The organism is Nocardia brasiliensis IFM 10847 (genome assembly GCF_000710915.1).
In the GTDB taxonomy this organism is placed as follows: Bacteria; Actinomycetota; Actinomycetes; order Mycobacteriales; family Mycobacteriaceae; genus Nocardia; species Nocardia brasiliensis_A.
The window spans coordinates 1-12,506 of the sequence record NZ_BAUA01000146.1 but is presented as its reverse complement, the minus strand read 5'-3'; the positions used below and the strand labels follow the sequence as shown (position 1 = coordinate 12,506).

At 68.0% G+C, this 12,506-nt stretch carries 11 protein-coding genes; 3 read left to right on the top strand and 8 right to left on the bottom strand.

Features of this window, described 5'->3' with window-relative positions; genetic code table 11:
• The 4 genes from NBRGI_RS27805 to NBRGI_RS27790 are packed head-to-tail and all read right to left on the bottom strand — an operon-like array spanning position 1 to position 4,941.
• Positions 1–1,032: an ABC transporter permease gene (locus tag NBRGI_RS27805; protein ID WP_029900160.1), complete on the bottom strand. Its 1,032-nt coding sequence runs from the start codon at positions 1,030–1,032 to the stop codon at positions 1–3.
• Entirely contained in the window at positions 1,032–2,525 is a 1,494-nt protein-coding gene (locus NBRGI_RS27800) for a sugar ABC transporter ATP-binding protein (RefSeq protein WP_029900159.1), read from the bottom strand. The genes NBRGI_RS27805 and NBRGI_RS27800 overlap by 1 nt, the downstream gene beginning before the upstream one ends.
• Positions 2,522–3,616 (bottom strand): sugar ABC transporter substrate-binding protein, encoded by a 1,095-nt coding sequence (locus tag NBRGI_RS27795; protein ID WP_029900158.1) that lies wholly within the window; start codon positions 3,614–3,616, stop codon positions 2,522–2,524. The genes NBRGI_RS27800 and NBRGI_RS27795 overlap by 4 nt, the downstream gene beginning before the upstream one ends.
• The gene (locus NBRGI_RS27790; RefSeq protein ID WP_029900157.1) at positions 3,613–4,941 is read right to left on the bottom strand and encodes an enolase C-terminal domain-like protein; all 1,329 of its coding nucleotides are present in this window, start codon (positions 4,939–4,941) and stop codon (positions 3,613–3,615) included. Before NBRGI_RS27790 ends, NBRGI_RS27795 begins: the two co-directional genes overlap by 4 nt.
• Before the next feature lie 211 nt (positions 4,942–5,152).
• Here NBRGI_RS27790 and NBRGI_RS27785 point away from each other — a divergent pair, with 211 nt between their 5' ends.
• Together NBRGI_RS27785 and NBRGI_RS27780 are read left to right on the top strand one after the other, a co-directional pair.
• Positions 5,153–5,920: an SDR family NAD(P)-dependent oxidoreductase gene (locus NBRGI_RS27785; protein WP_029900156.1), complete on the top strand. Its 768-nt coding sequence runs from the start codon at positions 5,153–5,155 to the stop codon at positions 5,918–5,920.
• On the top strand, positions 5,917–7,149 hold the full coding sequence (locus tag NBRGI_RS27780; protein ID WP_036561183.1) for an alpha-hydroxy acid oxidase: 1,233 nt from the start codon (positions 5,917–5,919) through the stop codon (positions 7,147–7,149). Before NBRGI_RS27785 ends, NBRGI_RS27780 begins: the two co-directional genes overlap by 4 nt.
• Here NBRGI_RS27780 and NBRGI_RS27775 read toward each other — a convergent pair.
• Together NBRGI_RS27775 and NBRGI_RS27770 are read right to left on the bottom strand one after the other, a co-directional pair.
• Positions 7,131–8,213: an NAD(P)H-dependent amine dehydrogenase family protein gene (locus NBRGI_RS27775; RefSeq protein WP_029900154.1), complete on the bottom strand. Its 1,083-nt coding sequence runs from the start codon at positions 8,211–8,213 to the stop codon at positions 7,131–7,133. The two genes, NBRGI_RS27780 and NBRGI_RS27775, sit on opposite strands and share 19 nt — an antisense overlap.
• Before the next feature lies 1 nt (position 8,214).
• Positions 8,215–9,006 (bottom strand): SDR family oxidoreductase, encoded by a 792-nt coding sequence (locus NBRGI_RS27770; protein ID WP_029900153.1) that lies wholly within the window; start codon positions 9,004–9,006, stop codon positions 8,215–8,217.
• A gap of 125 nt (positions 9,007–9,131) precedes the next feature.
• Between NBRGI_RS27770 and NBRGI_RS27765 the strand changes: the two genes are divergently transcribed.
• Entirely contained in the window at positions 9,132–10,001 is an 870-nt protein-coding gene (locus tag NBRGI_RS27765; RefSeq protein ID WP_029900152.1) for a helix-turn-helix domain-containing protein, read from the top strand.
• Positions 10,002–10,255: 254 nt separating this feature from the next.
• Here the strand turns inward: NBRGI_RS27765 and NBRGI_RS27760 are convergent, their stop codons facing one another.
• The gene (locus tag NBRGI_RS27760) at positions 10,256–10,840 is read right to left on the bottom strand and encodes a class I SAM-dependent methyltransferase (RefSeq protein WP_036561180.1); all 585 of its coding nucleotides are present in this window, start codon (positions 10,838–10,840) and stop codon (positions 10,256–10,258) included.
• 334 nt (positions 10,841–11,174) lie between these two features.
• On the bottom strand, positions 11,175–12,350 hold the full coding sequence (locus NBRGI_RS27750) for a hypothetical protein (protein WP_029900149.1): 1,176 nt from the start codon (positions 12,348–12,350) through the stop codon (positions 11,175–11,177).
• Between the last annotated feature and the right edge of the window lie 156 nt (positions 12,351–12,506).

Sequence of the window (12,506 nt, the reverse complement as noted above, 5' to 3'; positions counted from 1 at the left end):
TCACTCCTGTCGCCGCCCGCTGGCGACGCGGGTGATCACGAGGGCGACAAGGATCAGCGCGCCGTTGATGAACTTCAGCGAGTCGGCACTGACGCCGCCGTAGGACAACAGCTTCTGGATCAACGTCAGGATCAGCACGCCGAAGAACGCGCCGAGCACTGAACCACGTCCGCCGTTCAGTGCGACACCACCGATCACGCAGGCCGCGAACACCTGGAAGATCATGCCGTCGCCCTGGCTGACCTGCACGCTGGCGAACTGCCCCGAATAGATCAACCCGCCGATGGCGGCGAGCCCGCCCGCCACCACCAGCACCGCGATGACGACGTGATCGGTGCGGATGCCCGCGGCCCGCGCGGCGGCCTCGTTGCCGCCCACCGCGTACAGCGCGCGCCCGGCCGTCGTATAGGTGAGCACGAGGTACCCCACCAGGAATAGGAGCAGGCACAGCGCCACATCGACCGGGACGCCGAATACCCTGGTGTTACCGAGCCATTCGACCGACGGTGGAATTTTGGTGAGGGTGAAACCTTCGGTCAGGAAGGTGAGCAGGCCGCGCAGCGCGATGAGCATCGCCAAGGTCACGATGAACCCGTTCAACCCGAACCGGACGATCAGCACCCCGTTCACCGCGCCGACCGCCAGTCCGACGAGCAGGGCCAGCGGAATGGTCATCCACGGCGAAGTCCAGGTGAAGGCGCCGACTTTCGCGGTGCCCATGGTGGCCCAGATGGCGACGCCGGGCGCCAGCCCGAACGTCGACTCCAGCGACAGGTCCATCCGCCCGACCACCAGCACCAGCACCTCGGCCAGCACCAGCAGCGCGATACCGCTCATCGTGGTGAGCACATTGGTGAGGTTGGCCGGTGAGACGAAGCTGGCGTTGATGAAGTAGCCGACCACCAGTACGAGCAGGATCGGCGGCACGAGCAGGAAATCGCGCAGTGCGCCCCAGCGCACGGTGACCGGCGCACCCCGGCGCGCGGCGGCAGTACGGGTCGCCGGTTGCTGGCCGGTCGTGGTCGGGGTCATCACAGTCCTTCCATGGCGGCGACGAGTTCCTTGTCGCCCCAGCCTTTCTCGAATTCCTGAGCGATCCGGCCCTGCACCATCACCAGGACGCGATCGCAGTCGCGCAGATCGTCCAGCTCGTCCGAGACCACCAGCACCGCGGTACCCCGGTCGGCGGCGGCCCGCACCACGGCGCGCAGGGTCTGCTTCGATCGGACATCGACGCCCGCGGTCGGTGTGATCAGCACCAGCACCGCGGGGTCGGTGGCCAGCGCGCGGGCGAAGACCACCTTCTGCTGATTGCCGCCGGACAACTCCGCGACGCTCTGGTCCGGGCCGGACGTCTTGATCCCGAGCGCGTCGATCGCCTGGTCCGCCACCGCGTTCCGGGTCCGGCGGGACAGGAGCCCGAGGCGGCCCACGCGGCGCGGCACCGTGAGGGTGGCGTTGTCCGCGACGCTCATTTCCGGGATCAGTCCCTCCTCGTGGCGATCCCGCGGCACGAAACCGATACCTGCGTCCAGGGCCGCCCGCACCCCGCCGCGCGGCGGCATCCGCCCGGACACCAGCACGGAACCCGCTGCGGCCTTGCGCAATCCGACGATCGTCTCGGCGACCTCGATCCGCCCGCTGCTACCGCCGCCCGCCAGGCCGACGATCTCGCGCGGGGACACCTGAAACGTCACGTCGGTGAACTCCCCTGCGCCGCTGAGTCCCTCGACCCGGAGCGTGGGCGTCGCGGCCAGGTCAGGGGCGCCGCGCGGGGCGGCGGTCTGCAGTTCCACCGAGTCACCGGTCATCGCCGCGATCAGGTCCTGCTTGCCCAGTTCGGCGGCGGGGGCGGTCAGCACGTGCTCGGCGTCCCGGAAAACCGTGATGTCTTGGCAGATTTCGTAGGTCTCGTCGAGGTGATGGGAGATGAACAGGAACGTGACGCCCTGCGCCTGCAGATCTCGGATCCGGTCGAACAGCCGCTTGATCGCCGGTCCGTCCAGCTGCGCGGTCGGTTCGTCCAGGATGATGAAACGCGCGCCGTACGACAGCGACCGGGCGATCTCCACCAGTTGGCGGTGCTCGACCGACAGGTCACGGGCGACGGTGTCCACGTCGACGGGCACCGACCAGGTGTCGAGCAACTCCCGGGCGCGGCCACGAAGCCTGCGCCAGTTGATGATCCGCCGGTCCAGGCCCTGCCGGTTGATGAACAGGTTCTCCGCCACCGACAGATCGGGGATGATCGTCGACTTCTGGTACACGCACGCCACCCTGGCGCGCCATGCGTCCCGGTCGGCGGGCGCGGGCGCCGGGCGACCGTTGAACCGCACCTCCCCCTCATCAGGAGTTGCGAGCCCGGTCAGAATCGACACCAGCGTGGACTTCCCGGCGCCGTTGCGGCCGACCAGCGCGTGCGTGCGCCCCGCCGCCACCCGCAGCCCGACCCGGTTCAGCGCGATCACGTTGCGGCCGAAGCGTTTCGATACCTCGATCGCCTCCGCGATCGGTTCGCCGCTCATCCGCCGTGACCCCACAGTCCCGGCGCGGTGGGCGGCACTGTGTCGAGTTCGCCCACCTTGCCTCCGGCGCGGGTGACGACCGGCGCAGGCAACTGATCCTCCAGCGTGCCGCCGACGCCGGTGTCGATGATGGTCGAGCCGTGATCGGTCGGCCCCGGCGTGAACGTGCGGCCCTCGACTGCGGCCTTCGCGTAGAACGCGGCGTACTGCGCGTAGAGATCGGCGGGCTGGGAGATGGTCGCATCGATCTCGCCCGCCGTGATGGCATCCAACTCGGCCTTGATGCCATCGTTCGAGACGATCGTGATATGCCCTGGCGCACCGGCTTTCACCAGTTTTCCGCTGCGCCGCAGCAGCGCCAGTGTCGGCTGCAGGAAGACGCCGCCCGCCTGCATGTAGATGCCGTTGATATCGGGGTCGGTCAGCAGTTTGTCCTGCAGACCCGACACGGCGCGATCGCCCTTCCAATCGGTGGGGATCTCGATCACCTCGATCCCGGGATAGCGCGTCTTCATGCAGTCGGCGAACGCTTCCGAGCGATCGCGTCCGTTGATCGAACTCAGGTCACCTTGGAATTCGACGACTTTGCCGGCGCCCTTCAGGGTTTCGCCCAGGTAGATGCACGATTTGGTGCCGTAGGCCCGATTGTCGGCCCGCACCACCATGTACACGCCGCCGCTGTCGGGCCGGGTGTCCACGCTCACCACGGGCACCTTCTTCGCGGCGGCCGCGGCCAGAGCCGGTTTCACCGCGGCCGTGTCCTGCGGCGCCATGATGATCGCCGCGACGTTCTTCGACAGCAGAGTGTCGACGTTGGACTTGAGCCGGTTGGCGTCGTTGTCGGACGAGGTGTTCTCCAGCTTCACCCCGGCCGACGCCGCCTTCGGGCCGAGGTAGCCCGCGTAGGCGCTCCAGAAGTCGGAGTCCGACCGGGGCTGGTCCGCGCCGACCAGTACCCCGTTGTCCGCGCCGCTGCCCACGGTGACGGCCGGGCCGGTCTCGGTGCCGACCGATTCGCGCGAGCACGCGGCACCCGAAGCGATGATCAAGGTAGCGCCCAGCGCGACGCCGACAAGGCTGGCGGTTTTCATGAATTCTCCTGGTGGTGTGCGGACGGCGTGGCGCGCCAGGCGGCTCCCGTCGGGTATTCGTACTCGCGCAGCGACGCGGGCAGCAGCTCGGCGCTGAAGCCCGGTTCACGTGGCGCGAGGTAGTGCCCACCCACCACGCGCACCGGAAATCGGAAGTGCTCGTGCAGATGGTCGACGAACTCGATCGCGCGGCCCTCGACGCTGCCGGAGACCACGACGTAATCGATCATCGCCAGGTGCTGTACCAGCTCACACAGCCCGACGCCGCCTGCGTGCGGCACGACCGGAATCCCGAACTTGGCCGCCAGCAACAGGATTGCCAGGTTCTCGTTCACCCCGGCGACCCTGGCCGCATCGATCTGCACGATGTCGACCGCGCCGGCCTGGAGCAGTTGCTTGAACAGGATGCGGTTCTGGCCGTGCTCGCCGGTCGAAATCCGCACCGGTGCGACGCGACGGCGGATCTCGGCGTGGCCGAGGATGTCGTCCGGGCTCGTCGGCTCCTCGACCCAGGCCGGGTCGGCGGGCGCCAGGCGGGAGATCCACTGCACCGCGGCGTCGACGTCCCAGCGCTGATTCGCGTCCACCGCCAGGCCGATATCCGGCCCGATCGCCGCCCTGGCGATCTGCAACCGGTGCACGTCCTCGTCCACGTCGCGGCCGACCTTGATCTTGATGGTGCGGAAACCGTCGGCCACCGCCTGGCGGGCGAGCCGGACCAGCTTCTCGTCCGAGTAGCCGAGCCACCCCGGCGAGGTGGTGTATGCCGGATATCCGGTCGCGAGCAGCCGGTCCATTCGCTGCTGCCGACCCGGTTCCGCGCGCCGCAGCAGTTCCAACGCTTCTTCCGGGGTGAGCGCATCGGTGAGATACCGGAAGTCGAGCAGGTCGACGATCTGCTCCGGCGACATCTCGGCGACCAACTGCCACACCGGTTTTCCGGCCAGCTTCGCCACGAGATCCCACGCGGCGTTGACCACCGCGCCGACCGCCATGTGCATGACGCCCTTTTCCGGGCCGAGCCAACGCAGTTGAGAATCGGCGGTGAGTGCGCGGGCGAATCCTCCGAGGTCCCCGGCGATCTCGGCGACCGAACGGCCGACCACCAGCGCGGCCAGCGACTCGATCGCGACCCGCTGGACGTCGTTGCCGCGGCCGATGGTGAACGCAAAACCATGCCCCTGCGGTCCGGCCGGGTCATCGGTGCGCAGCACCACGTAAGCCGCGGAATAGTCGGGGTCTGGGTTCATCGCGTCCGAGCCGTCCAGCTCGCGCGACGTCGGAAACCGGACGTCGAAGGTGTCCAGCGCCGTGAGGTGCGCCATGGGATGATCCTCGTTCCAGAAAGTGATCTGGGTCACGACTATACATCGGATGTCTTCCGACGCAAGGGGTGTGAGTATTCGTCAATCCTGGTTTATCCGTGGCAATCTGGCGCGTTCCGGCGCGATCGGTGTTATGTTCGCCAGGGGTAAACATCGGACCTGTTCGAGGCGTGCCATCGCCTCGGGGGCGAGGCGAGAGCGAGGGGTCGGTATGTCGTCGCACGACGAGTTCGACGGACTGGTAGCCGTGGTCACCGGCGGTGCGTCCGGGATCGGAAAGGCCATCGCCGACACGCTCGCGGCGGCGGGCGCGCGAGTCGCGGTGCTCGATCGGGACCCAGGTGACGTTCCGCCGTCCGGGGGCATCAACCTGTACTGCGATGTGGTCGACGACGCGTCGGTGCGCGACGCTGTCGCACGGGTGCACGAAACGTTCGGCCGCCTCGATATCGTCGTCAACAACGCCGGTATCGGCGCGCAGGGCACGATCGAAGACAACAGCGACGACGAATGGCGAAATCTGTTCGAGGTCAATGTTTTCGGTGCGGTGCGCGTTTCCCGCGCGGCGCTCCCCCATCTGCGCCGGTCGCCCTCGGCCGCGATCGTGCACACCTGCTCGATCGCGGCGACCACCGGACTGCCCAACCGGGCCGCCTACGGCGCGAGCAAGGGCGCGATCCTCTCGCTCACCCGCGCCATGGCCGCCGACCACGTCGGCGAGGGCATCCGGGTCAACTGCGTCAACCCCGGCACCGTCGACACACCGTGGGTGCAGCGGCTTCTCGCGGCCAGTGCGGATCCCGCGGCCGAGCTCACCGCGCTGCGCGCCCGGCAACCGCACGGACGGCTGGTCACGGCCGAGGAGGTGGCCGCCGCCGTCGCCTTCCTGGCCGGGCCCGGGGCAGCCTCCATCACCGGCACCATGCTCGAGGTCGACGCCGGTATGCACTCGCTGCGGCTACGCGCCGCCACGCGATGACCGCGCGCAGGCTGCCGCGGCCCAGGGAACTCGCGCCACTGCTGAAATTCGAGCGCCCGTTCGGTGGTCGTGCACGCAAACTCGCGCGCGCCCAGACGATCTGGGATCTACGTGAGCTGGCCCGCAAGCGCACCCCCAAGGTCGCCTTCGACTACACCGACGGCGCCGCCGACGCCGAGATCAGTCTCGACCGGGCCCGAGAAGCGTTCGCGGACCTCGAGTTCCGGCCCACCATCCTGCGCGACGTCAGCTCCGCCGATACCTCGGTGCAGGTACTCGGACGCACCGCCGCGCTGCCGTTCGGCATCGCGCCCACCGGATTCACCCGGATGATGCACACAGCCGGCGAGGCGGCCGGAGCGCGGGCCGCCGAGCGAGCGGGAATTCCGTTCACGTTGTCCACCATGGGCACCACCGCCATCGAGGACGTCGCGGCATCGACCGGTCCCGACGCGCGCAATTGGTTCCAGCTCTACATGTGGACCGATCGGAACCGGTCCATCGCGCTGGTCGAACGCGCCGCGCAGGCCGGCTTCGACACCCTCGTCGTCACCGTCGACGTGCCGGTCGCGGGCGCCAGACTGCGGGATGTGCGCAACGGAATGACGGTGCCGCCCTCGATCACCCTGTCCGGCGCGCTCGACGCGCTGCGCCGCCCATGGTGGTGGTGGGATTTCCTCACCACCGAACCGTTGTCCTTCGCCTCGCTGGACCGCTGGTCGGGCACCGTCGCCGAACTCCTCGACTCGATGTTCGACCCCACCGTCACCTTCGACGACCTCGCCTGGCTCCGGCAGCAATGGCCCGGACGGCTACTGGTCAAGGGCGTGCAGACCGTCGACGACGCGAAACGACTCGCAGGTCTCGGCGCCGACGGCATCGTGCTGTCCAATCACGGTGGGCGGCAACTCGATCGCGCGCCGGTGCCGCTGCATCTGCTGCCCTCGGTGGTCCGCGAGGTGGGCGACGACATGGAGATCCACCTCGACACCGGCATCATGCACGGCGCCGATATCGTCGCGGCCCTCGCGCTCGGCGCCCGCTTCACCCTGATCGGGCGCGCCTACCTCTACGGACTCATGGCCGGGGGCGAACCCGGCGTGGACCGCGCCATCGACATCCTGCGCACCCAGGTGTCGCGGACACTGAAACTCCTGGGCGTGGCCAGCATCGAGGAACTCGAGCCGTCGCACGTCCGGCTGCTCGAACGCTATCGCTCCCGCGAATGACGCTGGGCCGGTGCCGTGATCAGCGGCAGGTCCAGTGCGGTCATGATGCCCGCGGGCGCCTGCACCACCGCCGGGATCGCGTTGACGATACGCATGGCGGTGGCCACCAGGGTGGCGTAATTGTGGTCGCCGTTGCGGCTCGAGGTGACCAGGTCCAAGGCGTAACTCGGCTCGCCCGTCAGTTCCACCCGATACGAGCCCTCCCGGTGCGCCGGCTGCGGCCAGTCGGGGCAGAGGTCGGGGTGCAGCCGGGTGATGTGTTCGAGCACGGTGACCGGGGTGTCGCCGACCATGCCGCGCACCTCGAAACGCAGTGCGGCAGCTGAACCTTCGGGGATATGGCCGGTGACGATATCGAAGGCATGCGGCGCAGGCACACGCTCGTAGGTCTCGGTGACGGCGTCGAGTTCGACGCCGATGCCCGCGGCCAGCTGGCGGACCACACCGCCCCACGCGAGCGACAAAACGCCGGGCTGCAACAACATCGGGATATCGTCGAGCGGTTTGCCGAAACCCATGATGTCGAACATGACTTCACGATTGTCGTAGCTGGCGTAGTCGACGATCTCGATACAGCGCAGCTGATCGATGCGCAGGCAGGTGCCCGCCAAGGCCAACGGCACCAGATCGTTGGCGAAACCCGGATCGATGCCGTTCACCCAGAGGGTCGAATTGCCCTGCGCCGCAGCCTCTTGCACCGGCTTCAACAGTTCGTCGGGGACCACGCCGTACGGGTACTGGAACAACACCGGTGCGCACGCGACGACATTGACGCCCGCGCGGAGAATCCGCTGCAGGTCCTGCACAGCCTCGAACAGGCGGTTGTCGGTCATCGAACAGTAGACGACGCAGTCCGGCCGGGTGGCCAGCAACGCGTCCGCGTCGGTCGTCGCCGGCACCCCCACCGAATGTTCCAGCCCGGCCAGCGTTCCCGCGTCCACGCCCGCCTTCGCCGCACCGGACACCCACACGCCGGTCAATTCCACATCGGGATTGGCGATCACACCGGCCAGCGCGTGCCGGCCGACGTTGCCTGTACCCCACTGCACTACGCGATAAGTCATGTCACAGATCCGGAATCGGGAGATGGAGGTTCGGGATGATCAAACCACCGTCGGGTTCGATGACCTTGCCGGTGAGATATTTGCCCGCGGGAGACACCAGATACAGGGCGGCCGCGGCGATGTCCTCGGGGTCACCGATTCGTTGCAGCGGCGTCTTGGTCTCCAGTTCGGTACGCATCGCCTCGTTGCCTGCGACGATCTCCAACGCGGAGGTCAGAATCGAGCCGGGCGCAATGGCATTCACGCGGATGCGCGGGTTCAGGTCCAGCGCGGCAAGTTTCGTGTAATGGGCCAGCGCCGCCTTGGCGGTGCCGTAGGCGGCGAACGCGCGGCCGGGCAGCCTGCCCATGGTGGAGGTGATGTTGAGAATCGAACCGCCGCCCGCGGTCTCCAGCATGCGCGGGACCGCGGCGCACACCAGTGCGTGCGCGTTGGTGACGTTGAAATTGAACGCGTCGACCAGGGCCTGCGGCGTCGTATCGAGCAGTGTGCACGGCATCGCGCCGCCCACATTGTTCACCACGATATCCAGCCTGCCGAAACGTTCCACCGCAGTTGCCGCCAACGCCGCGGTGGTGTCGAGATCGCTCAGGTCGGCCGGGACGACATGCGCCTGCCGTCCCGTCGCGGCCACCCGCTCGGCCACCTCGTCCAACTGGCTCTTCGTGCGGGCCGCGATCACCACATCCGCACCCGCCTCGGCGAAGGCCAGTGCGATCGCCGCACCCAGGCCGCGGCCGGCGCCGGTCACGATGGCGACCTGTCCGTCTATCCGGAACCGATCCAGGATCATTCGCGCTCCATCCGATGCGGGGTCGTCCCCGCCGAAATCCACGAGTGTCGAATATTCGACGCTCGGTGATCTAATATTCGACACATCGTAGGTTGCCCACCCGAGCAGAAACAAGAGGTCCCGTCATGCCGGAACGGTCCGCGTCGCCGCCGACCCGCCGGGTCGTCGACATCGTCTCGCTGCTCACCACCGCGAACGAACCGATCGGTGTCGCGGGCATCGCCGAACGCCTCGGCATCGCCAGAGCCACCGCGACCGCGATCCTCAGCGAACTCGCCGCAGCAGGCTGGGTGCGCCGAGACCCGCAGCGCGGCTACACCATCGGCCCGGAACTGGCCGGATTGTCCAGTGCCGCACTACCGCCCGGCGTCGGCGAGGTACTCGCCGCACTCGCCGCCCGCACCGGATTCGGCGCCACCTTCAGCCGCATCGAACCCGATCGGCTCACCGTCCTCGACATCCGGCACGGACGCACCCGCGTCGTCCCCGGAATCCCGGTCGGACACCGCATTCCACTGCAATTCCCGGCCGGCGCCAGCGTCATGCCGTGGCGTCCGGCCGCCGAACAGAACGCCTGGATCCGCACCGCCACCGGCGCCGACCGGCGCACGGCGGGCGCACTGCTCACCCTCGTCCGCGCCCGCGGCGTCGCCGTCTTCCGTCCCCGCGCCGACGACGCGGGCTTGGTCGACCTCCTCGCCGACCTGCTCGGTGCCGTCGGCACCGAACTCCTGCAACCGCATCTGCGCGCCCGCGCCCTGCGCCAACTGGCCGAACTCACCGCGCGCCCCTTCACCCAGCCCGAACTCGACTCCCCCGGCCCCCTCCCCCTCAGCTACCTCGCCGCCCCCGTCTTCGACCCCGCCGGCACCGCCACTCACGAAGTCCAACTAGGCCCCCTCCAACCCTCCACCACGAAACCCGAACGCGACGAATACATCTCAGCCGTAACCGAAGCCGCCCGCCACCTGACCACCACCCTCGCGGTCCTTTGACCCCTCGCCTCCGGACGACCCGGAACCCGGCCCGGCGTCTCCGGTGAGGACGACGAAGGTGGCGCCTTCTCCGGGAGTTGTCCCGACGTCCCGATGAAAGCAGTGGTTCCGCGTACGGCCGTGCGGCGAGGTGGCCGCGAGCCTGAAGACGAGGTCTATCACGACGACCTCGAGGACCGCCCGGCGCAGTGAGCACAGAGCGTGCGCACCGTTTGGAAGGCACCTCTGCGGCTGGGATGTGGGGTGGGGATTGGTCAGGTTCGGTGGAGGGTGGCTAGCCAGGCGGGGGCGCCGGTGGGGTGGAAGGTGGTGTGGATTCGGGTGGGGGCGATTGCGGTGATGGCCCAGTTGGTGGCGAATGCGGCGGTGAGGGCTTGCTGGCTGATGGGGTGGGGGCCGGGGTCGGGGCCGGTGTTGCTGAAGCAGAGGATGTAGAGGGTGCCGCCGGGGTTGGTCACCGAGGCGACGCTGTCTGCGTAGCGGAGCTGTTCGTCGGCGTCGCAGGTGTGGAACATTCCGCTGTCGAGTACGGTGTCGAACATGCGCCCGAGGCGGCTCAGCTCGAATGCGTCGGCCATGGTGAACTCGACGGCGAGTCCACGGGCAGCGGCCTTCGCGCGGGCAATGGCCAAAGCTGTTTCGGCGACATCGACTCCCAGCACCGATAGGCCCAGCGCGGCGAGGTGCAGGGCGTTCTCTCCGGAGCCGCAACCGGCGTCGAGTACTGCCCCGGTGAATCCGCCGGACGCGGCGACCTGCACGATCGCGGGCTGCGGACCGCCGATGTCCCAGGGTGCGGGGCCGTCATGATACGAAGCGTCCCAGGGTAAGCCGGTCATCCGCTCGTGGCTGGTCGGCGCACGCCCCCCGAACGGATCCTCTGCACGGCTGTCCGACACGCGCCCTCCTCGAGGCCGATGCTCGGCCCTTCCGAGACCGATGCCGTCCCATCGTGGCACGCCACCCAGCGACACGCGCCGCATCGCTACCCTTCGCCCTTCTCGAACAACGCCGGAGCGCACTCGGCCCCCGTACAGGTGAGCGACACCGGACCGCATCTCGCAGCGTTCAGCGTCCCGCGCACGTTTCAGCGTCCCGCGTGCGTGTCGGTCGACTGACACGCACGCGGGGTGACGAGAAGTGCGCGGGGTGACGAGAAGTGCGCGGCAGTGCTCAACCGATCTTCTCGAACGGTGTCGGAGTGTTTCCGGTCCAGTGGAACAGATGGGCGACGCCGGACTGGTATGTGGTGCCGTCGGATTTCGAGGTGCTCGAGGTCGCTACGTAGTAGCGGCCGTCGCCGAGGGCGATCAGACCGTAGGGTGCCGTGAACTTCCAGCCGCGGGTGCCCGATCGTTCGTCCTGTAGGCCGCCTGGTGCCAAGGGGAGCACGGACCCTTGTTCGGGTTGTGGCTGGCCGGCGAGGTCCTGGCGTTGCGGCTGAGCACCGGCCTCGATGATGAAGAACGGGTAGTTCGGGAACTGCGGCTTCTTGCCGGGATACACGGCGAGGAACCAGTTTCCGGTGTGGCCGTCGAATTCGAGGTTCTGCACGCCGTAGGTGGTGTTGCCGGTGCGGACGAAGAACTTTCCGTCCGGCGTCTGCGGCCCGCTGGTGTGCGGGGCACGCTGGGTGAGCGGGCGCTCGTACGCACGCCAGTTCGCGGTGTCGTACTGCAGGAGCACCTGATAGTCGTTGTCGGTGCGACCGTTGTTGGAGTAGATCCCGTAGGCGACAGTGAGTTTCGGCGCACCGTCGCGACTGCCGAACGCGGGACCGAACGCCACACCGTCGATGCCGCTGCACCCGTACCGGTGATCCGCGGTCGCGGCGACGTCACCGTCGAACTTTCCGTCACCGTTCATGTCAGCGGTGTAGTCGGCCACCACTTCCCGCAGATACACGGTGCTGACGATGCCCGTGGCTTCGGCGTCCATGTTCTGCTGATCGATCCGGTCGACGTCGATGATCGCGATATAGAACGCGGAAGCGGCCTTGTATTCGAGGGAGCCGTAAACCCGGCCGTCCCGTTCGTCGAACGCCAGATCACCGAGGTGACCGGTGAATCCCGTCACCGTACCGATCACCGCGCCGTTCAGATCTGTTTTCACCAGCAGATCGGTGAACGAGAAGTACATGAAGCCCTTGCGGGTATCAATCGCGATGCCCTGCACATGACCGGATTTCCATGTCCCGCCGGATATCTCGGTGGGCAGATCCGTGTCCGCGTGCGCTGCCGGCAGCGCGGGCAGCGCGGGCAGCGCGGGCAGCGCGGGCAGCGCGGGCAGCGCGGGCAGCGAAATGGTGAACAGCAGCAGTAACCCGAGACGCACCAATTTTGCCCACACCGCACAACCTCCGTAGCCGGACGACGTCGAGAGCACGCACGCTACAGCGGCGAACCCACAGCGAATCGACTACGGAGAGAACAGCATCCGACAGGCGCATGTGGGAAGGGTCGGAAAACGACGAAAGCCCCCAGCGATGCTGGGGGCTTTCGTGAA